Here is a 19,609-nt window from a genome sequence, read left to right as displayed (position 1 = left end):
GGGCAGGTCGCGCCGCGCAGGCGGCTCAGGCCGTGGCGGCCGCGTCGATCGCCTGCACGTGTTGCACCACCGGCCGCGCCGCCATGCGTGCGAGGTAGGCGCGGGTCGGCGCCGGCGGGTCCATCAGGCCGAAGCCGACCATCCAGCCCAGCGCGCTGCCCCGCAGCGCATCGGCAATCCAATGTGAATTGAGTTGCTTTGTTTGTAAGCATGCCGGCTGCAGTATCAATGCGCGATTGTCTACGAAATTTCTTCTATTCCATGCTGGATCTTCAATTGATTTTGTCTTGAGATCATAGAGTGTGGCGCTGTGGTGTATGGGCCGTGCTAGGTAGGTAAAGGCGAGACGTTTGACAGTACTGCTGTGACGCTTGGGGGCTATGGGCGGAATCTTCGTATCATTCAAATGGAAAAGGTCAGGGGGAGTTGGAACTATGAAGAAATATTGCGCAGTCGCATTCATCATGTTTTTATGTATCGGTAACGTCGAGGCAAAGGTTGGGAGATGTGATACTTGCACCCAAGATTGGGAGTTTCAGCAGGCTGCTCAGGTCTTGGGTATGGGTACGCATTTTATCTACAATCTTGATCGCAATATACTTCAGCAATGGAGACTGCCGCAGAGTCCCAGTAATACGCAGCCACTTTCCTCTTTCCGCGAAGGATTTGGTGTGCAGTCTGCTGGGCAGTCGCCTACAAAATTGACGCCTCCAGCGGCAGCGGTTAAAGAATTGGATATGGCGCATCGAGTTTACAATGCGGGCGGTGGGCTAAAGCCTATCATAAACGTTCCAGTATTGAAGCTCAATCTCAATCCAAGTGTTTCTGATAAAGCTGCTTATGAATTTGTTCGCGATTACAACATGCGTGCAATGGTGGAGTCGGCGGCTGGTCGTGCCCAAGTAATATCAGATGTAACGTCGACGAATCTACTCACGGCGATTGCTGATTTGAAAAATGTCGGCGTTAGCTATCTTGGTTTGAAGGATGCAGTAAATCTTATTTTCAGGATTGTTTTTAAGGATGGTAGCTGTGTGATGATTCAGATCGACTTGGACAGCGCCAATGGGCATTATGAGGTAGGGAGTGCGCGGACCCAAGGTGGTCAGCTGATTCCTTCTGGCATCCAGGAAGTCAGTGGCGAATGGACGAATTATGGTGGCGATGACCTGACACGTATGGCCGATCAAATGCGGATATTAGGAGCCAGGATTGTTCACAATGGACCGCAGTCTGGAAAGATACGACAGATTACCTGTGCTGGTTCGGTTTGTAATGTCGTGATTGTTTTATACTAGGGCCTGTTAACACATCCGAAGCCCATCAACGACCAGGACGAAGCTGAGGAATCCAAGGAACATGGCATCCAGCTTCTCGAAGCGCGAGAAAATCCGGCGGTAGCCTTTCAGGCGACGGAACAGTCTCTCCACTTCGTTGCGCCGCTTGTACATCTCCCGGTTGTATTCCCAAGGCTCGACCCGATTGGATTTCGGCGGGACCACCGGCACGAAGCCAAGATCGAGCGCCAACTGGCGGGTTTGGTTGCCTTCGTAGGCACGGTCCATCAACAAATGAATCGGCCGCTCCACTGGCGCCAGGTGTTCAAGCAACGTGCGGCCTGCAGGTGCGTCATGCACGTTACCAGGCGTCAATCCAAAGGTGATGGCTGTTCGAGCATCTGCGGCAACCATATGAATCTTGGTGTTCCATCCACCGCGGGACTTGCCGACGGCCTGCGGACCGTTTTTTTTAATGCGCCCGTGCCATCGGGATGCACCTTGATGCTGGTGGAGTCCAGCGAGATTGCTTCGATTTTGATGCGCACGATCTGGGACTTCTGCAATTGGGCCAACATCCGGTCCAGCACACCCGCCTTGGCCCAGCGGTTCATGCGTGTGTACACCGTGTGCCAGTTGCCAAAGCGCTTGGGCAGGCCGCGCCATTTGCAGCCATGCTCGGCAACGTAAAGGATGGCGTTGACCACTTGCAGGTTGGTCATGCTGACATTGCCGCGCTGTGCCGGCAGGCAGTGTTCGATTAGGGAAGATTGTGCTGGCGTGATCTCCATGCCCGATAGTTTAAACGCTCGGGCCATTAGTGTTAACAGGCCCTAGATACGGCGCCAATCGTCCGCTGCGAGGGTGCGCCGTCCACGGCCGGCGCCCCATGGGTTCAGCCGCTTCCGGCATCTCTCCTCTGCGCGCGCTGCACCGCCGGCCGCGCCGCCATGCGTGCGAGGTAGGCGCGGGTCGACGCCGGCGGGTCGAGCAAGCCGAAGCCGACCATCCAGCCCAGCGCGCTGCCCCACAGGTACGTCGGCCGCGGTGCAGTGCGCGCCGAGCAGGTAGTCGCCGCGCGCCAGCTGGTCGTCGACCACGCCCATCACCGTGTCGCAGTCCGCGTATGGCGACATCGCCCGCGGCGGCGCCTCGCGCTTGAGCGCGCGGTCGATCAGCGCCGGCTCGAACGCCGAGCCATAGAACGCCAGCCAGCGCAGGTACGGGCCGCGGCGCGGATCGCCGATCGGCGGGGCCAGGCCGGCTTCGGGGTAGAGGTCGGCCAGGTACTGGTAGATCGCCACCTGCTCGGTGACCACCGCGGCGGCGTGGACGATCGCCGGCACCTTGCCCATCGGGTTGATCGCCGGGTAGGCCGGGGCCAGCTGCGCGCCGCTGGCGAAGTCGATGCGGTCCAGCGCGTAGTCCGCGCCCAGTTCCTCGAGCAGGATCAAGACGCCCTTGGAGCGGGATCTGGGATTGTGGTACAGCGTGACATGGCGGTCGGTGATGGACATGGCGGGCACTCCGGGGTGGTCGAGCGTGCATGCTAGGCGGTATTGCGGACGGATCCTGTCCGCAATACCGTGCGCCATGGCCTCTTCCGCCTCCCGCACCCTGCGCCTGATCGGCCTGCTGCAGACCCGCCGGGTCTGGGCCGGTGCCGAGCTGGCGCAGCGCCTGGGCGTGGACCGGCGCAGCCTGCGCCGCGACATCGAGCGCCTGCGTGCGCTGGGCTATGCGGTGCAGGCCTCGTCCGGCGTCGGCGGCGGCTACCGGTTGGCGGCCGGCGCGCAGATGCTGCCGCTGCTGTTCGAGGACGAAGAGGCGGTGACCGTCGCGGTGGCGCTGCACGCGGCCGCCGCCAGCATGGGCGGCCTGGAGGACACCGCGCTGCGGGTGCTGGCCAAGCTCGATCCGTTGCTGCCGGCGCGGGTGCGGCAGCGTGCCGGGGCGCTGCAGGCGGTCACCGTGTCGCTGGGCCAGGACCTGAGGCTGGCCGACACCCGGCTGCTGATCGGCATCGCCAGCGCCTGCCGCGACCGGCGCCTGCTCGGCTTCGGCTACCGCGATTACGCCGGGCGCGACAGCCGGCGCCTGGTCGAGCCGCTGCGCCTGGTCAACTACGGCCGGCGCTGGTACCTGTTGGGATGGGATCGCGATCGCGCCGACTGGCGCACGTTCCGGGTCTAGCGCATGGGGCTGCCGCTGCAGCCGGGCGAGACCATCGCGCTGCGCCTGCCGCCGTGCGATCCGGCGGCGATGGTGCGCGCGGCGATCCAGCACAGTCCGCAGCCGCTGCAATTCGGACTGAGCGCGCGGCTTTGCGGCAGCGTCGCCGAACTGGGGACGCGCATCCCGTCCTGGTGCGGCGTGCTGGAGGCCGAGGAGGACGGCTATTGCAGGCTGTCGATGCTCGCCGAAACGCTGCCGTGGCTGGCGGCGCAGTTGCTGACCCTGGGCGTGCCGTTCGCGTCGCTGCAGGCCGACCCGGCGGTGACGGGCGGACTGCGCGCCGCGCTGGGCGCGCTGCTGGCGCAGTTGCCGGCCTCGGCCGAGTGAGCCGGGGCGCGGCGCCGCGGGACTGGCGACGAAACGGGCGGCCGATCCCGCCGCCGCCGCCGCGCACTTGGCAAGCGCCGGCGAAGTTGGGACACTCGCCGCCATGAAGGGGATGGTGGGGTTTCTGGGGCTGGCAATCGCCACGCTGTCGGCATCGCCGGCCGGCGCCGGCACCCTGTACAAATGCATCGGCGGCGACGGCGTGCCCAGCTACGGCAGCAAGCGCGTGGCTGGCGCCAGTTGCAGCGTGGTCGGTCGCTATGTCCCGGCCCGCCGCACCCCGCGCGCCGCGCCGGCGCTCGCCACGGCCTCCGCCGAACGCGCGCCCAGCCGCGCCGTCATCGTCGCGGCCACAGCGGAGTCCGGCGCCCCCGCCACCATCATCAGCAGGCCGCCCGCGGCCCCGGCGCCGGTCGCCGCCAGCGTGGCGCCGAAGACTGCTCCCGCGCCCGCCAGCACGGCTGCCGCGCCGCGGCGGGTGGTCAGCGGCCAGGTCTACTCCTACATGAAGGACGGCGTGCGCCACTACACCAGCGCGCGGCCGACCCAGGTCGCCAGCCTCGGCACGGTGCGCACCATCCACTACAGCTTCATCGAGACCTGCTACGCCTGCGCCAACCCCGGGCTGAACTTCGGCGCGGTGCGCCTGAACACCACCGCCTATCAGGGCGAGATCGCCGCCGCCGCGCGCGAGTACGGCGTCGACGAAGCGGTGGTGCGTGCGATCATCCATGCCGAATCGGCGTACAACCCGATGGCGCTGAGCCGCGCCGGCGCGCAGGGACTGATGCAGCTGATGCCGCCCACCGCGCGCCGCTTCGGGGTCGGCGATTCGTTCGATGCGTCGCAGAACATCCGCGGCGGCGTGCAGTACCTGGCCTGGCTGCTGAAGCGCTTCAACGGCAACCTGACCTTGGCCGCCGCCGGCTACAACGCCGGCGAGGGCGCGGTAGACAAACACGGCGGAGTGCCGCCTTATAGCGAGACGCAGCGCTACGTGCAGCGCGTCGGCGTGCTCGCCGACCGCTATCGCGGCGTGCTGGCGACGGCGCATTGAGGCATTCTCGTTGCCGTCGCGCCGATGCATTGTCTACGCGTTAAGGGTTCCGCTACACTGCAAGTGGATTTTATGCGGCTCGACCCCCGCCGAGTCGCTGGCAGCCTCACGCTACCCAATCAAAAATCGGAGTGCCGGATGGCCAACGATGGGGTCAACGATTCTGTTAATGCGGGACGCCGCTGCTTTCTCACTGCCACCACGGCGGTGGTGGGCGCGGTGGGTGCGGGTTTCGTCGCGGTTCCTTTCATCAAGTCCTGGAACCCCAGCGCCAAGGCCAAGCTGGCCGGCGCGCCGGTCACCGCCGACATCAGCGCGTTGCAGGAAGGCCAGCGCCTGATCCTGGAGTGGCGCGGTCAGCCGATCTGGATCGTCAAGCGCTCCAAGGCGATCCTGGATGCGCTGCCGACGCTGGACGGGCGGCTCAAGGACCCCAAGTCCGAGGTCGCCGACCAGCAGCCGGCCTACATCAAGGGCGAGGGCCGCTCGATCAAGCCGGACATCTCGGTGCTGGTCGGGTTGTGCACGCATCTGGGCTGCTCGCCGGAGATGGTCGCCGAGATCCGCCCCGAACCCTACGATGCGCAATGGAAGGGCGGCTATTTCTGCCCTTGCCACAAATCGCGCTTCGACATGGCCGGGCGCGTGTTCCAGGGCGTGCCCGCGCCGATCAACCTGCTGGTGCCCCCGCATCACTACCAGGACGACAACACGCTGATCATCGGCGTCGATCCGAGTTCGTCCGCGAAGGGGGCCGCGTAAGCCATGGCCGACAATCTCCTGACCCGCACCGCGGGCAACGTGTTCGACTGGGTCAACGTGCGCGCGCCGGGGCTGATGCCGTTCTACCGCAAGCACGTCAGCGAGTACTACGCGCCGAAGAACTTCAACCTCTGGTACTACTTCGGTTCGCTGGCGATGGTGGTGCTGGTCAACCAGATCGTCACCGGCATCTTCCTGACGATGCACTACAAGACCAGCGCGGCCGAGGCGTTCAACTCGGTCGAGTACATCATGCGCGACGTCGAGTGGGGCTGGCTGATCCGCTACATGCACTCCACCGGCGCCTCGCTGTTCTTCATCGTGGTGTACCTGCACATGTTCCGCGGCCTGCTCTACGGCAGCTACAAGAAGCCGCGCGAGCTGGTGTGGATCCTCGGCATGCTGATCTACCTGGTGCTGATGGCCGAGGCGTTCATGGGCTACGTGCTGCCCTGGGGGCAGATGTCGTTCTGGGGCGCCAAGGTGATCATCTCGCTGTTCGGCGCGATCCCGGTGATCGGCAACGGCCTGACCGAGTGGATCATGGGCGATTACCTGCCCTCCGACGCCACCCTCAACCGCTTCTTCGCGCTGCATGTGATCGCGCTGCCGCTGGTGCTGTTGCTGCTGGTGGTGCTGCACCTGGGCGCGCTGCACGAGGTCGGTTCCAACAACCCCGACGGCGTGGAGATCAAGAAGGGTCCCAAGGGCAACCGCTGGGATCCGAACAAGCCCGCCGACGGTATTCCGTTCCATCCGTACTACACGGTCAAGGACCTGGTCGGGGTCGGCTTCCTGCTGCTGATCGGCGCCTTCATCATCTTCTTCGTGCCGGCCTTCGGCGGCCTGTTCCTGGAGCACGACAACTTCACCGAGGCCAACCGCCTAGTGACGCCCGAACACATCAAGCCGGTGTGGTACTACACCCCGTACTACGCGATGCTGCGGGTGGTGCCGAACAAGCTCGGCGGCGTGCTGGTGATGTTCTCGGCGATCGCGATCCTGTTCCTGGTGCCGTGGCTGGACCGCGCCAAGGTCAAGTCGATCCGCTACCGCGGCTGGATCTCCAGGGTGATGCTGGGCGTGCTGGCGGTGTGCTTCGTGTGGCTGGGCGTGATCGGTTCCGGCCCTGGCACCGAGGCCAGCGAGACCTACATCGGACGCGTGCTGACCGTGCTGTATTTCGGATTCTTCCTGACCATGCCGATCTGGACCACGCTGGACCGGACCAAGCCGGTGCCGGAGCGGGTGACCACCCATGACTAAGCGCCCGATCGCCATCCTGGCCTGCTTCGCCTGCGCTCTGCTGTTGTCGGCCGCCGCGCTGGCCGCCGAGGGCGGCGCCACCCAGCAGGCCGGCAACGATCTCGGCGACCGCGCCTCGTTGCAGCGCGGCGCCAAGCTGTTCATGAACTACTGCTCCGGCTGCCATTCGCTGAAGTACCTGCGTTACTCGCGCATGGCCGAGGACCTCGGCCTGAGCGAGGACCAGGTGATGCACAACCTCAACTTCACCGGCGCCAAGGTCGGCGAGCACATCGAGGCGGCGATGCCGCACGACGCGGCGAGCAAATGGTTCGGCAAGGCCCCGCCGGACCTGAGCCTGATCGCGCGCGTGCGCGGTACCGACTGGATCTACACCTACCTCAAGTCGTTCTACCTGGACCAGTCGCGCCCGCTGGGCTGGAACAATCAGCTGTTCGCCAATGCCTCGATGCCCAATCCGCTGTGGGAACTGCAGGGCCTGCAGCAGCCGGTCTACGGCAAGGCCGAGCAGGCCGGCGTGGACAAGCCGGTGGAGCGGCTGCAGCTGGCCTCGCCCGGCAAGGAGACGCCGGCGCAGTTCGACCAGACGGTCCGCGACATCAGCAATTTCCTCGAATACGCCGGCGAACCGGCGGCGCTGAAGCGGCAGAGCCTGGGCGTGTGGGTGGTGCTGTTCCTGGCCCTGCTGACCTTCCTGGCCTATCTGCTGAAGAAGGAATACTGGAAGGACGTGCACTGAGCGGCGGCCGCGCCGCCGCCGCGCCGGCTGCATCGTTGCTGACCCGATCCCCTGTTCATCCTATTGGCTTTTGCGAGCGAGGGTTGCACACTCTGGGGCCGTGATGACCGCCAGCAAGGTGTTGGCGGCATCGATGCGGCCGGCGGATTCCGGTCTTCGGAGAGCCTTGAATGGCGGTGAGTTTGCGCATGCGAAATACTTTGACGTTGTTTTCCTCCACGGATGATGTCCTGTGCCACCGTGTGCGCCTGGTGCTTGCGGCCAAGGGCGTGACCTACGATTTCGTGGCGGTGGATCCGCAGAATCCGCCGGAAGACCTGATCGACCTCAATCCCTACCATTCGGTGCCGACCCTGGTGGAGCGCGAACTGGTGCTGTATGCCGCCTCCGTGGTCAGCGAATACCTGGACGAGCGCTATCCGCATCCGCCGCTGATGCCGGTCGATCCGCTGTCGCGCGCGCGCCTGCGCCTGGCCATGCTGCGCATCGAGCACGACTGGGTGCCGCAGGTGCAGGCGATCCAGCTCGGCAACAAGGCCCAGGCCGAGGCCGGGCGCAAGCGACTCAAGGAACTGCTGACCGCCTCGGTGCCGCTGTTCAAGGCCAGCAAGTTCTTCCTCAATCCGGAAATGAGCCTGGCCGATTGCGCGATGGCGCCGATCGTCTGGCGCCTGCAGGCGCTGGACATTCCGTTGCCCAAGGACGGCAAGGCGATCGAGGACTACGGCAACCGCATCTTCCGCAATCCCGGATTCATCCGCAGCTTGACGGATCAGGAAAAGAAACTGCGCGAGTTGCCGGCCTGATGTTCCGGCCGCGCGCGGCGCATCCGGTTTTCCCCGAGTTGCGCCGGCTGCCGGCGCGTAGAATTGGCGCATGACCGACGATATCTCCCGCATGACCAGCCATCGCCCGTACCTGTTGCGGGCGCTGGTGGAGTGGATCAACGACAACGGCATGACGCCGCACATCCTGGTGGATGCCGGCCTGCCCAACGTGCAGGTGCCGCCGAGCGCGGTCAAGGACGGCCGGGTGGTGCTCAACATCGCCGAGCGCGCGGTGGTGCGCCTGCAGATCGACAATGACGGCGTCAGCTTCACCGCGCGCTTCGGCGGTGTCAGCTATCCGGTGCAGGTGCCGATGGCCGCGGTATTGGCGGTCTATGCGCGCGAGACCGGTCAGGGCATGGCGCTGCCCGACGACATCCACGGCCCCGGCGAGCCGCCGGGCGACGATACGCCGCCGCGCCCCGGCGGTTCGGACGAAGGCGCCGGTGGCAAGCGTCCGCACCTGCGCGTGGTGAAGTAAAGCCGGCGCTTGCGTCCGCGCCGGCAGCGCGAATGCAGCGGCAGCCGGAGCCGCCACCGCAGGAGCGGCGCAGGCCGGTCCGCCAAGCGCGCGCCGCGCCGCAACGCGGCGCCCTGGGCGAATCCGGGGCGACGCCTCACTCGCGCCGCGCGCGGCTTTCGTGCAGTGCCGTCACCGTGGTCACCGACGGCCCGGCAAAGGCGATCAGTTGGTCGCCGAGCAGCACCAGGCGGCCGCTGTGGCGATCCACGCCATCGTAGGAATAATCGAAGCGGTAGGTTCGCTCGACGCCCAGCCAGCCGCTGGGCAGGCGCCGCAGGCGCAACCCGGTGCCGTGCACGCTCTGGTCCAGCCACTGCACATCGGCGGCCTGGCAGGCATTGCGGCCGAGGATCTCGGCGCGTTCGGCGGCGGCGCGCGATGCGTTCCAGAACGCGAACACCGCGGCGCCGGCAATCATCAGCAGGATCAGGCTGGGCATGGCGCCACTGTAGCGAGGCGCCGGGGGCGGCGGCAATGCGGGAATCGGGAATCGGGATCGGTCATGGGACTCGATTCTGCGCGGCTGCCAGGGAGCGACTGCAGTCGCGACGGGCCTTGTCGAGAGCGCCGTGTCGCGGCCGATGCCGAGGTCGCCCAGCCGAGTTCGCCATCACCGGGGTTTTGTAGGAGGGACTTCAGTCCCGACGCTCTTGCATTAGCGCGGGCGACGGTTCCGTCGTTGGCGGCACGGGCGTCGCCGGTACAGGGGCCGGCACGCGGGCGGGCGTTGCCGTCGGCGCCGGATCCGCTGAGGGCAGCGTGCCCGGCAGCGCCGGCGGCTGCAACTGCGCCTGCGGTTGCAACTGCAGCAGCGCCGCCCAGTCCTGGCGGTTGAAGTCGCACAGTTCCTCGCGGCCCGGCGTGCACTCCAGGCCGGCGCCGTCGTCGCCGGCCTGGTCCTGCGCCAGCGGCGCCTTCAACTGCAGCCGGCCGGCGCGGTCCAGCGGCAGCTTGCGCATCGTCACCGCGTTGAGCACGTTGCCGCCGATCAGGTACAGGGTGCGGTCGCCGCCGACGTTGGCCGCGACCACGATGTCGCAATGCGATTCCCACGGCAGCGCGCCGCCGCGCGCCAGCGCCTCGCGCAGGCCGGCCGCGCCCAGCGGCTGCTTGCGCCCGCGCAGGAAGCACAACAGGTCGCCCGGCGCCGGCTTGTCCTGCCGCGGATCGGCATAGCGGTACGGCACCCCCTCGGCGCCGGCCTGGTAGGCGGCGCGGATATAGTCGATGTGTCGTACCGAACTGTGGAAGCCGCTCACCCCGGCGTGCACCATCACGTAGGACACGAACGCGGCCGACCACGGGTTGTCGACGATGAAGGCGCGGCAGTCCGTTTGCCGGTAGCGCGAGCCGTCCAGCGCCTGGCAGCTGGCGGCGCCGTCGCTGCCGCCCATCGCGCCCAGCGTGCCGCTGTCGCGCCAGTAGGCGGCCACGCGCTGCCAGGCCTCGATGCCGTGATCGGCGAGATAGCCGCGCTCGGCCTCGGTCACGCGCAGGCCGGCGAGCCGGCCGCCGGTATCGATGAATGGCCGCCACCACAGCCGGTGCTCGTTGCAGGCGGTGCGCACGATGGCCACCGCGGCCGGGATCAGGCCGAAGCGCGGCGGCAGGTCGCACACTTCCGCGGCGGCTGCGCGGCCGGCGGGTAACAGGGCGGTGGCACACAACAGCGCGAACCAGGGGCGGCGCATCGGCGAACTCGGTAGGAGAGGGGGGGCGCAGCGTCGCAAAGCGGCGTGGCCGCGGCCGTGAAGTCAGTGCGGTGGCGGCCCCAGCTTCAGCGACAGGTCCACCGCCTGCACGTGCTTGGTCAGCGCGCCGATGGAGATGCAGTCCACGCCGTCGGCGGCGACTGCGCGCACGCTGTGCAGATCGACGCCGCCGGAGACCTCCAGTGGGATCGCGCCATGGAACGGCGCGGCCGCGGCGATCGCCACCGCCTCGCGGCGCTGCGCCGCGTCGAAGTCGTCGATCAGGATGCGCTCGCAGCCGACCGCCAGCGCCTCGCGCAATTGCACCAGCGTTTCCACCTCGACCACCAGCGGCAGTCCTGGCCACTGCACGCGCGCGGCATGCACTGCCGCGCTCAGCGAGCCGGCGGCGTGGATGTGGTTTTCCTTCAGCATCACCGTGTCGTACAGGCCGACGCGGTGGTTGCCGCCGCCGCCGCAGCGCACCGCGTATTTCTGCGCCAGGCGCAGGCCGGGCAGGGTCTTGCGTGTGTCGAGGATGTGCGCGCCGGTGCCGGCGACGGCGGCCACGTAGGCGGCGGTGGCGGTGGCGGTCGCGGACAGGGTCTGCAGGAAGTTCAGCGACGCGCGCTCGGCGCTGACCAGCGCGCGGCTGCGCCCATGCAACAGCGCCAGCACGGTGCCGGCGGTCACGCGCTGGCCCTCGGCGATGCGCCAGTCGATCTGGACCTGCGGGTCGAGCGCGCGGTGGCAGGCGTCGAACCAGGGCCGGCCGGCGATCACCGCGTCCTGCTTGCACAGCAGGTAGGCGCTGTCGGCGCGGTCCGGCAGCAGCGCGGCGGTGACGTCGCCGTTGCCGATGTCCTCGGCCAGCGCGCGCGCCACGTCGGCGTCGATCAGGTCCTGCGCTGGCGCCTGCGGCAGCGCCGCGGCGCCGCTCATCTGGCCGGGAAGTCGGCGAGCTGGGCGGTGCCGATCGCTTCTTCGACCAGCAGCACCGGGATGCCGTCGTCGACGCGGAACACCTGCTTGCGGTCGCGGGTGACCAGCGCCTCGCGCAGCGCTTGCGCTTGCGGGCTGCCGTCGGCGCGCTGCACGCCGCCGTCGGCGATGGCGCGGTTCAGCGCCTCCAGGCCGCGCGCATCCAGCAGGGCCAGCGGTTGGCGGGTATCGGGCGAGCACAGCAGGTCGAGCAGTTTGCGGTCCATCCGGTCTTCGTCTTGCGTGGAAGGCGGCTAGAATACGTCTTTAAGGCAGGGGACGGCCATGGCCTCCAAGCAAACCGCGCCGCTCGTCGGCATCGTGATGGGCTCCCGCTCCGACTGGGAGACCATGCAGCATGCGGCGCAGAAACTCGATGCGCTGGGCGTGCCCTATGAAGTGAAGGTGGTGTCGGCGCACCGCACCCCGGACGTGCTGTTCGCCTACGCCGAGGCGGCGGCCGCGCGTGGCCTGCGCGCGATCGTGGCCGGCGCCGGCGGCGCCGCGCACTTGCCGGGCATGCTCGCGGCCAAGACCGCGGTGCCGGTGCTCGGCGTGCCGGTGCAGTCCAAGGCGCTCAATGGCATGGACTCGCTGCTGTCGATCGTGCAGATGCCGGCCGGCATCCCGGTGGCCACGTTCGCGATCGGCAATGCCGGTGCGGCCAACGCCGCGCTGTTCGCCGCGGCGATGCTCGCCGCCGGGGATGCCGGCATCGCCGCCGCCCTGGGCGATTTCCGCCAGCGCCAGACCGACGAGGTGACGGCCAAGGACGACCCGCGCCAATGACCACCACCGTCGGGATTCTGGGCGGCGGCCAGCTGGCGCGCATGCTGGCCGTGGCCGGCGCGCCGCTGGGCCTGCGCTTCGTGATGCTGGATACGGTGGCCGACGCCTGCGCCGGCCAGGTCGCGCCGCTGCAGGTCGGCGACTACCACGACGAGGTGGCACTGGCCGCGTTCGCGGCGAAAGTCGACGTGGCCACCTTCGATTTCGAGAACGTGCCGGCGGCCAGCGCCGAATGGCTGGCGCGGCAGGTGCCGGTGTTCCCGAACCCGCAGGCGCTGGCGGTGGCGCAGGACCGCCTGGCCGAGAAGATCCTGTTCCGCGAGCTGAGCATTCCAGTGCCCGATTTCGCCGCGGTCGACAACCGCCGGCAACTGGACGCGGCGCTGGCGCGGGTCGGCACCCCGTGCATCCTCAAGACCCGGCGCCTGGGCTACGACGGCAAGGGCCAGTTCCGGATCGCGTCCGCGGCCGACGCCGACGCGGCGTGGGCCGCGTTGGGCGCGCAGGCGCCGGGCGTGGGCCTGATCGTGGAAGCCTTCGTGCCGTTCCAGCGCGAGATCAGCGTGGTGGCGGTGCGCGGCCGCGACGGCGAGTTCCGCACCTGGCCGCCGACCGAGAACTGGCACGTGCAGGGCGTGCTGTCGGCCAGCCTGGCGCCGGCGCAGGCCGACGCCGCGCTGGCGCAGGCCGCCATCGTCCATGCGCGGGCGCTGGCCGAGCGTTTGCAGTACGTAGGCGTGTTCGCGCTGGAGCTGTTCTGCCGCGACGGCGAACTGCTGGCCAACGAGATGGCGCCGCGGGTGCACAACTCCGGCCATTGGACCATCGAAGGCGCGGAGACCTCACAGTTCGAGAACCATCTGCGCGCGGTGCTGGGCCTGCCGCTGGGATCCACGCGCATGCGCGGCCATGTCTGCATGCTCAACTGGATCGGGCGGCTGCCCGACGCCGCGCCGGTGCTGGCGCAGGCCGGCGGCCACTGGCACGACTACGGCAAGCAGCCGCGCGAAGGCCGCAAGGTCGGCCACGCCACGTTGCGCGAGGACACGCCCGCCGCGCTGGCGCAGGCGCTGCAGGTGGCCGGTGCGCAGTTGCGGCGCGATGCCCAGGTCGCACCGGTGATCGCGGCGCTGCAGGCGCTGCGCTGAGCCGCCGCCGCGGCGTTTACACCGGGCCCGGGTGCCATTGCGGCTGCGCGGCAACCGGCTCCGGCCAATCCCCAATCCCCAATCCCCGCCTCAGCGCATGTTCGCCGCCACGAACTCCCAGTTCACCAGCTTCCAGAACGCCTCCAGGTAGCGCGTGCGGTCGCCGCGGTAGTCGATGTAATAGGCATGTTCCCACAGGTCGCAGGCCAGCAGCGGGAGATCCTCCCCGGTCAGCGGCGAGCCGGCGTTGCCGGTAGCGACCAGGGCCAGCGTGGCGTCCGGGCGCTGCACCAGCCAGATCCAGCCGGACCCGAACACGGCCAGCGCCATGCGTTGGAAATCGGCCTGGAAGCGGGCGAAGTCGCCGAAGCGCTTGGCGATGCGCTCGCCGAGCGCGCCGCCCGGTTCGCCGCCGCCGCGCGGGCGCAGTCCGCGCCAGTAGAACGCGTGGTTCCAGACCTCGGCGGCGTGCTGGAACAGACGGCCCTGGGCGCGGCGCACCAGGTCCTGTAGCGGCAGTTCGGCCAATTCGCCGCCGGCGAGTTGCGCGTTGAGCCGTGCGACCAGGTCGCGCTGGTGCCGGCCGTGGTGGTGGTCCAGGGTCTCGGCGGACAGGTGCGGCGCCAGCGCCGCGCGGTCGTACGGCAGGGGGGCGAGTTCGATGGCCATGCGGTTCCTCGGAAGCGGTTTCGGGTGCGCGTCTCGGTAGCGCCGCGCGCAGGGCTTACACTATGCGGCTACGCGAAAGCCTAGCCGACCGCCGAGGTCCGTTCTTTCGCCCCAGCAGGAGAGAACCCCATGCAGGTGATGGAGCGCATCCAGGCCGACGTCGAACGCCACCCCATCGTGCTGTTCATGAAGGGCACGCCGCAGTATCCGATGTGCGGCTTTTCCAGCCGCGCACTGCACGCCTTGCTGGCCGCCGGCGCCGACCGGCTGCATACCGTCAACGTACTCGACGAGCCCGAGGTCCGCGCCAATCTGCCGCGCCACTCGAACTGGCCGACCTTCCCGCAGTTGTTCATCCACGGCGAACTGATCGGCGGCTGCGACATCACCATGGAACTGTTCGAATCCGGCGAGTTGCAGCGCATCGTGGCCGAGGCCTACCAGCCGTGACAGCCGCAGCGGCAACGCACGCGGGCGTGCTGGCGCAGCGCGTGGTGCTGGTGAGCGGCGCCGCCGGCGGGCTGGGCAGCGCCGCGGCGCTGGCCTGCGCCCAGGCCGGCGCCACGGTGCTGCTGCTCGGACACAAGCCGGCGCGGCTGAACCGGGTCTACGACGCGATCGCCGCAAGCGGCGCGCAGCCGCTGCTGTATCCGCTGGACCTGCTCGGCGCCACGCCGCAGGACTACGCGACGCTGGCCGAACGGGTGCACGCCGAACTCGGACGGCTGGACGGGCTGCTGCACTGTGCCGCCGATTTCGCCGGCCTGACTCCGCTCGAGCATGCCGACCCGGCGCAGTTCGCGCGCGCCATCCACGTCAACCTGACCGCAGCGGCCTGGCTGACCCAGGGCTGCCTGCCGCTGCTGAAGCAGGCGCCGGACGCGGCGATCGTGTTTGCGCTCGACGACCCGGCGCGCGTCGGCCAGGCCTATTGGGGCGGCTACGGTGCGGCCCAGCATGGCCGCCGCGGCCTGCTGGCGACCCTGCACGGCGAACTGGCCGCGTCGGCGGTACGCGTGGCCGGGCTGCAACCCGGGCCGATGCGCACCGCGCTGCGCGCCCGCGCCTACACCCATCAGGAAGACCTCGACGCGCGCGATCCGGCACGCTATGCCGCCGCCTGCGTGGAACTGCTCTCGCCCGCCGGCGCCGCGCACCGCGGCGCGATCTGGAATCCTCTGGCATGACCATCCTGTCGGCGGCGCTGCTGCTGTTCTTGATCCTCGATCCGCTGGGCAACATCCCGGTGTTCCTCAGCGTGCTCAAGCCGCTGCCGGCCAAGCGCCAGCGCGTGGTGCTGGCGCGCGAACTGCTGATCGCGCTGGGCGTGCTGATGGCGTTCCTGTGGGGCGGCAAGTACGCGCTGGACGTGATGCACCTGCGCCAGGAATCGGTGGCGATCGCCGGCGGCATCGTGCTGTTCCTGATCGGCATCCGCATGATCTTCCCGCGACCGGAAGGGCTGATGGGCGAGATTCCCGACGGCGAACCGTTCATCGTGCCGCTGGCGATCCCACTGGTGGCCGGGCCCTCGGGCATGGCTGCGGTGATGCTGATGGGCAGCAACGAGCCCACGCGCCTGGGCGAATGGAGCCTGGCGCTGATCCTGGCCTGGCTCGGCACCTCGGCGCTGCTGTTCTCCGGCACTCTGCTGTACAAGCTGCTGGGCATGCGCGTGCTGACCGCGGTCGAACGGCTGATGGGCATGCTGCTGGTCGCGATCTCGGTGCAGATGTTCCTGGACGGGATCAGCGTCTACCTGAAATTGCCGGTCCCCGGTTGAGCCGCCGCGTCGGCGTGGCCGGCGATGCGCGAGGTGGGCCTGGAAACCGTACGCGCCCTGCATTCGCACCGATCCGGAAAGGCGGCCGCTATCGCCGAGAACTGCGACATGGATCGCCCTATGTTCGTTGGAGCATGGCTGTCACTTTTCGGCAACGAAGCGCCTCTATGATGTTAATCTCTCGTTAACTCTTGCGGGGGCCAGCAAGAGCCAACGGACGTCATTCCGCTGCCGTGCGCTCGCTGGCACGGTTGGCATATGCGCATTTCGTCAACTTCCCATTGAGTCCATCGCCATGATCCAATCCAGCCGTCTCCGGATGTCCAAGCTCGCCCTTGGCCTCCTCGCCGCACTCTCCGCCGCGCCAGTGTTCGCGCAGAGCACCTCCGCCGGCGTCGCCGGCGTGGTGGTGGGAGCCGGCGGCCAGCCGGTCCCGAACGCGGAAGTGACGATCACCCATGTCGAATCCGGCACCGTCGGCCGCGCCGTCACCGATGCCAGCGGCCGATACAACGCGCGCGGTCTGCGCGTCGGCGGTCCGTACACCATCGTCATCAGCGGTTCCGGCGGCACCACGACCCGCGAAGGGGTCTACCTCAACCTGGACAAGGTGAACGAAGTCGACGCCACGCTGGGCGCCGACGTTTCCACTCTCGGCACCGTGCAGGCGATCGCCGGCAGCGGCGGCTCGGCGGTGTTCAGCGCCAACAAGATGGGCACCGGCACCAACGTGACCCGCGAGGACATCGAATCGCTGCCCTCGATCAACCGCAATCTGCAGGATTACGTGCGCCTGGATCCACGCGTGTCGCAGACCGACAAGTCGCGCAACGAGATCTCGGTGGGCGGGCAGAATCCGCGCTACAACGCCATCCGCGTCGACGGCATCAGCACCAACGACGCCTTCGGCCTGGAATCCAACAGCCTGCCGACGCCGCGCCAGCCGTTCTCCATGGACGTGATCGACGAAATCTCGGTCGACGTCGCCAACTACGACGTCAGCATCAGCGGCGGCACCGGCGGCGTGATCAATGCGGTCACCAAGTCCGGCACCAACGCGTTCCACGGTTCGGTCTACGGCACCTACCGCGACAACGACTGGTCCGGCAAGAACCGCAATGATGTGCGTCCCAAGCTGTTCGACAGCGAGAGCACCTACGGCCTGACTTTGGGCGGCCCGCTCGTCAAGGACACGCTGTTCTTCTTCGTCAACTACGAGAAGTACGAGGGCAAGGGCCTGTTCACCGGTGCTTCGGACTTCGGCCCGATCGGTTCGGGCGCCAGCAACATCGTCAACATCACCCAGGCCCAGGTCGACCAAGTCGTCGCTATCTCCAGGAACGTCTACGGCTTCGATCCAGGCACGCTGGCGCTGCCGGCATTGAACTCCGACTCGGAAGAAAAGGGCGTCAAGCTGGACTGGAACATCAGCGACAAGCACCGCGCCTCGCTGCGCTACGGCAAGTCCGAGCAGAGCACCGCCAACTTGAACGGCTTCAGTTCCTCGGGGCTGGCGCTGAACTCCTACCACTACGTGCGCGACTTCGATCTGGAAACCTACAGCGGCCAGCTGTTCAGCGACTGGACCGAGGCGTTCTCGACCGAAGCCAAGGTGTCATACCGCGACTACTCGGCGGTGCGCAACCCGGCGTCGCGGTTGCCGGCGGTCGCCGTGCGTGTCGGCAACAGCTTCGTCAATTTCGGCACCGAGCAGAGCACCCAGGCCAACGCGTTGCGCACCAAGACCTGGAATGGGTTCTTCGCCGGCAACCTGTTCCTGGACGCGCACACGCTGAAGTTCGGCTTCGACTACGAAGACAACGACATCAACAACCTGTTCGCGCAGCGCGTGTTCGGTTCCTACACCTTCAATTCGATCGATGACTACCGCAACAACCGTCCCAGCGCCTACCGCTATTCCGATCCCAATTCCGGCAGCATCGACGACATCGCCGCGAAGTGGGGCATCCGCAACCTCGGCCTGTTCGTGCAGGACACCTGGGCGGTCGACAACAACCTGACCCTGACCTTCGGCGTGCGCTACGACGAGCCGATGGTGAAGGACAGCCCGCAGTTCAACGCGGCCGCCTCGGCGGCGTTCGGCGTGCGCAACGACGCCACCATCGACGGCAACGGCCTGTTCGAGCCGCGCTTCGGCTTCAACTACACCTTCGACGCCGAGCGCCCGACCCAACTGCGCGGCGGCGTGGGCCTGTTCCAGGGCGCCGCGGCCTCGGTGTGGCTGTCCAACCCGTATTCCAACACCGGCCTGGCCTACACCGACTACAACTTCCCCAGCGCCGCGGCGGTCGCCACCGGCGGCATCCGCTTCACCCCCGATGTAAACAATCAGCCGGTGGGTCGGGTCGGCGCCAGCCAATCGGTGGATTTCGTCGACAAGGACCTGGGCCAGCCGTCGGTGTGGAAGGCCAACCTGGCGTTCGACACCGAACTGCCGTGGTACGGCATCGTCGGCTCGATCGAGACCGTGGTCACCTCGGTGGAGGAGGCGATCTACTACCAGCAGCTGAATCTGGGCGCGGCGACGGCGCTCGGCCAGGACGGCCGCGCCATCTACTGGAACGCCCCCGGCCGCAACCCGGCCAGTTGGAACGTCAACGGCGCGCAGCCCAGTGGAGTGTCGGTGGAGGCCCGCGCCAACCGCCTGCGCGCCTACAACGACGCGATCATCGCCCGTTCCACCAGCAAGGGCGGCAGCCAGAGCATGACCGTCGGCCTGAACAAGCCGTTCAACGACAGCGACTGGTCGTGGGGGCTGTACTACACCTACACTAACGCCGACGAGGTCAGCCCGCTGACCAATTCGACCTCCAGCTCGCAGTTGGGCAACGCCGCGGTGTTCCAGGCCAACGAGCAGGTCAATGCGACCTCTTCCTACGAGATCAAGAACAGTTTCCTGGCGACGCTGCAGTGGAAGCACGCGTTCTTCGGCGACTACAGCACCAAGGTCGGCCTGGTCTACCAGGGCCGCAGCGGCCGGCCCTACAGCTACGTGTTCGACAACGACGCCAACGGCGACGGTCGCCTGAACGACCTGCTGTACATCCCGGCCGGCCCGGGCGACGTGAAGTTCGGCTCGGCGGCGGAGGAGGCCGCGTTCTGGAAGTACGTCGAAGGCAACGAGTACCTGAAGGCGCACCGCGGCCAGGTGGCCGAGCGCAACGCCGCGCGCGACCCGTGGGTCGACCAGTTCGATCTGCACATCGAGCAGGAGCTGCCCGGCTTCTTCGCCGGCAACAAGGCCTCGCTGTGGGTCGATGTGATGAACGTCGGCAACCTGCTCAACAAGAAATGGGGCCAGGTGGAAGAAGTGGCGTTCCCGGGGATGCGCGGCATCGCCGAGTACGGTGGCATCGATCCTGCCACTGGCAAGTACGTGTACCGCTTCAATACGCCCGACAGCCTGAGCGTATACGACGATAAGGGCATCTCGCGCTGGTCGCTGCAGGTCGGCTTCCGTTATCAGTTCTGATTCCGGCGCAACCGCAGCGACACGGGAAAGCGGCCGCGGCGA

General features: G+C 67.6%; 20 protein-coding genes and 2 pseudogenes. 14 read left to right on the top strand and 8 right to left on the bottom strand.

Annotated features, from left to right (window positions below):
- Window positions 1-25 precede the first annotated feature (25 nt).
- Complete coding sequence (locus tag G4Q83_RS24575; RefSeq protein WP_386273354.1) at window positions 26-406, bottom strand: glutathione S-transferase family protein; 381 nt, start codon at window positions 404-406, stop codon at window positions 26-28.
- A 28-nt stretch (window positions 407-434) separates the two neighbouring features.
- Here G4Q83_RS24575 and G4Q83_RS10215 point away from each other — a divergent pair, with 28 nt between their 5' ends.
- Window positions 435-1,298 carry a hypothetical protein gene (locus tag G4Q83_RS10215; RefSeq protein ID WP_128420995.1) on the top strand — a complete coding sequence of 288 codons (864 nt, stop codon included), beginning with the start codon at window positions 435-437 and terminating at the stop codon, window positions 1,296-1,298.
- 6 nt (window positions 1,299-1,304) lie between these two features.
- Here the strand turns inward: G4Q83_RS10215 and G4Q83_RS10210 are convergent.
- Together G4Q83_RS10210 and G4Q83_RS10205 are read right to left on the bottom strand one after the other, a co-directional pair.
- A protein-coding gene (locus G4Q83_RS10210) for an IS5 family transposase (protein WP_246432346.1) occupies window positions 1,305-2,068 on the bottom strand; the annotation gives its coding sequence in 2 pieces (ribosomal slippage) (window positions 1,305-1,753 and window positions 1,753-2,068; 765 coding nt in all).
- A gap of 104 nt (window positions 2,069-2,172) precedes the next feature.
- A pseudogene (locus tag G4Q83_RS10205) lies at window positions 2,173-2,794 on the bottom strand (glutathione S-transferase family protein).
- Between the two features lie 76 nt (window positions 2,795-2,870).
- Here G4Q83_RS10205 and G4Q83_RS24570 point away from each other — a divergent pair.
- From G4Q83_RS24570 to G4Q83_RS10170, 7 genes and pseudogenes are all read left to right on the top strand, one after another.
- Window positions 2,871-3,839 (top strand): annotated as a pseudogene (locus G4Q83_RS24570) (helix-turn-helix transcriptional regulator).
- 103 nt (window positions 3,840-3,942) lie between these two features.
- On the top strand, window positions 3,943-4,896 hold the full coding sequence (locus tag G4Q83_RS10195) for a lytic transglycosylase domain-containing protein (protein WP_128420839.1): 954 nt from the start codon (window positions 3,943-3,945) through the stop codon (window positions 4,894-4,896).
- Window positions 4,897-5,034: 138 nt separating this feature from the next.
- Window positions 5,035-5,658: a ubiquinol-cytochrome c reductase iron-sulfur subunit gene (gene petA, locus G4Q83_RS10190; protein ID WP_128420838.1), complete on the top strand. Its 624-nt coding sequence runs from the start codon at window positions 5,035-5,037 to the stop codon at window positions 5,656-5,658.
- A 3-nt stretch (window positions 5,659-5,661) separates the two neighbouring features.
- Window positions 5,662-6,924, top strand: coding sequence for a cytochrome b (locus G4Q83_RS10185; RefSeq protein ID WP_128420837.1), 1,263 nt, complete (start codon window positions 5,662-5,664; stop codon window positions 6,922-6,924).
- On the top strand, window positions 6,917-7,663 hold the full coding sequence (locus G4Q83_RS10180) for a cytochrome c1 (RefSeq protein ID WP_170069177.1): 747 nt from the start codon (window positions 6,917-6,919) through the stop codon (window positions 7,661-7,663). The genes G4Q83_RS10185 and G4Q83_RS10180 overlap by 8 nt, the downstream gene beginning before the upstream one ends.
- Window positions 7,664-7,833: 170 nt before the next feature.
- Window positions 7,834-8,469: a glutathione S-transferase N-terminal domain-containing protein gene (locus G4Q83_RS10175; RefSeq protein WP_128420836.1), complete on the top strand. Its 636-nt coding sequence runs from the start codon at window positions 7,834-7,836 to the stop codon at window positions 8,467-8,469.
- A 70-nt stretch (window positions 8,470-8,539) separates the two neighbouring features.
- The gene (locus G4Q83_RS10170; protein ID WP_128420835.1) at window positions 8,540-8,971 is read left to right on the top strand and encodes a ClpXP protease specificity-enhancing factor; all 432 of its coding nucleotides are present in this window, start codon (window positions 8,540-8,542) and stop codon (window positions 8,969-8,971) included.
- A gap of 136 nt (window positions 8,972-9,107) precedes the next feature.
- Here G4Q83_RS10170 and G4Q83_RS10165 read toward each other — a convergent pair whose 3' ends face one another.
- The 4 genes from G4Q83_RS10165 to G4Q83_RS10150 form a co-directional block, all read right to left on the bottom strand.
- Complete coding sequence (locus tag G4Q83_RS10165; protein ID WP_128420834.1) at window positions 9,108-9,452, bottom strand: DUF3301 domain-containing protein; 345 nt, start codon at window positions 9,450-9,452, stop codon at window positions 9,108-9,110.
- Between the two features lie 196 nt (window positions 9,453-9,648).
- A complete protein-coding gene (locus tag G4Q83_RS10160; protein ID WP_128420833.1) occupies window positions 9,649-10,704 on the bottom strand; it encodes a DUF2272 domain-containing protein in 1,056 nt (351 codons plus the stop codon).
- Window positions 10,705-10,767: 63 nt separating this feature from the next.
- A complete protein-coding gene (nadC, locus tag G4Q83_RS10155; protein WP_128420832.1) occupies window positions 10,768-11,646 on the bottom strand; it encodes a carboxylating nicotinate-nucleotide diphosphorylase in 879 nt (292 codons plus the stop codon).
- Complete coding sequence (locus G4Q83_RS10150; protein ID WP_128420831.1) at window positions 11,643-11,912, bottom strand: Trm112 family protein; 270 nt, start codon at window positions 11,910-11,912, stop codon at window positions 11,643-11,645. Before G4Q83_RS10150 ends, nadC begins: the two co-directional genes overlap by 4 nt.
- A gap of 58 nt (window positions 11,913-11,970) precedes the next feature.
- Here G4Q83_RS10150 and purE point away from each other — a divergent pair, with 58 nt between their 5' ends.
- Together purE and G4Q83_RS10140 are read left to right on the top strand one after the other, a co-directional pair.
- Window positions 11,971-12,474 (top strand): 5-(carboxyamino)imidazole ribonucleotide mutase, encoded by a 504-nt coding sequence (purE, locus tag G4Q83_RS10145; protein WP_128420830.1) that lies wholly within the window; start codon window positions 11,971-11,973, stop codon window positions 12,472-12,474.
- On the top strand, window positions 12,471-13,622 hold the full coding sequence (locus tag G4Q83_RS10140) for a 5-(carboxyamino)imidazole ribonucleotide synthase (RefSeq protein WP_128420829.1): 1,152 nt from the start codon (window positions 12,471-12,473) through the stop codon (window positions 13,620-13,622). The genes purE and G4Q83_RS10140 overlap by 4 nt, the downstream gene beginning before the upstream one ends.
- A 90-nt stretch (window positions 13,623-13,712) precedes the next feature.
- Here G4Q83_RS10140 and G4Q83_RS10135 read toward each other — a convergent pair whose 3' ends face one another.
- Window positions 13,713-14,291 (bottom strand): Fe-Mn family superoxide dismutase, encoded by a 579-nt coding sequence (locus G4Q83_RS10135; RefSeq protein WP_128420828.1) that lies wholly within the window; start codon window positions 14,289-14,291, stop codon window positions 13,713-13,715.
- Between the two features lie 129 nt (window positions 14,292-14,420).
- On the opposite strand from G4Q83_RS10135, the gene grxD reads away from it, so the two are divergent.
- The 4 genes from grxD (at window position 14,421) to G4Q83_RS10115 (ending at window position 19,567) form a co-directional block, all read left to right on the top strand.
- Window positions 14,421-14,741 carry a Grx4 family monothiol glutaredoxin gene (gene grxD, locus G4Q83_RS10130; RefSeq protein ID WP_128420827.1) on the top strand — a complete coding sequence of 107 codons (321 nt, stop codon included), beginning with the start codon at window positions 14,421-14,423 and terminating at the stop codon, window positions 14,739-14,741.
- A complete protein-coding gene (locus G4Q83_RS10125; RefSeq protein WP_128420826.1) occupies window positions 14,738-15,478 on the top strand; it encodes an SDR family NAD(P)-dependent oxidoreductase in 741 nt (246 codons plus the stop codon). The genes grxD and G4Q83_RS10125 overlap by 4 nt, the downstream gene beginning before the upstream one ends.
- A complete protein-coding gene (locus G4Q83_RS10120) occupies window positions 15,475-16,074 on the top strand; it encodes a YhgN family NAAT transporter (RefSeq protein ID WP_128420825.1) in 600 nt (199 codons plus the stop codon). Before G4Q83_RS10125 ends, G4Q83_RS10120 begins: the two co-directional genes overlap by 4 nt.
- A 319-nt stretch (window positions 16,075-16,393) precedes the next feature.
- Window positions 16,394-19,567, top strand: coding sequence for a TonB-dependent receptor (locus G4Q83_RS10115; RefSeq protein WP_128420824.1), 3,174 nt, complete (start codon window positions 16,394-16,396; stop codon window positions 19,565-19,567).
- The last annotated feature ends 42 nt before the right edge of the window (window positions 19,568-19,609 follow it).

The organism is Xanthomonas theicola, from assembly GCF_014236795.1.
Lineage (GTDB): Bacteria > Pseudomonadota > Gammaproteobacteria > Xanthomonadales > Xanthomonadaceae > Xanthomonas_A > Xanthomonas_A theicola.
The sequence above is the reverse complement of the archived record's forward strand: the minus strand, read 5'-3'. Positions and strand labels throughout refer to the sequence as shown.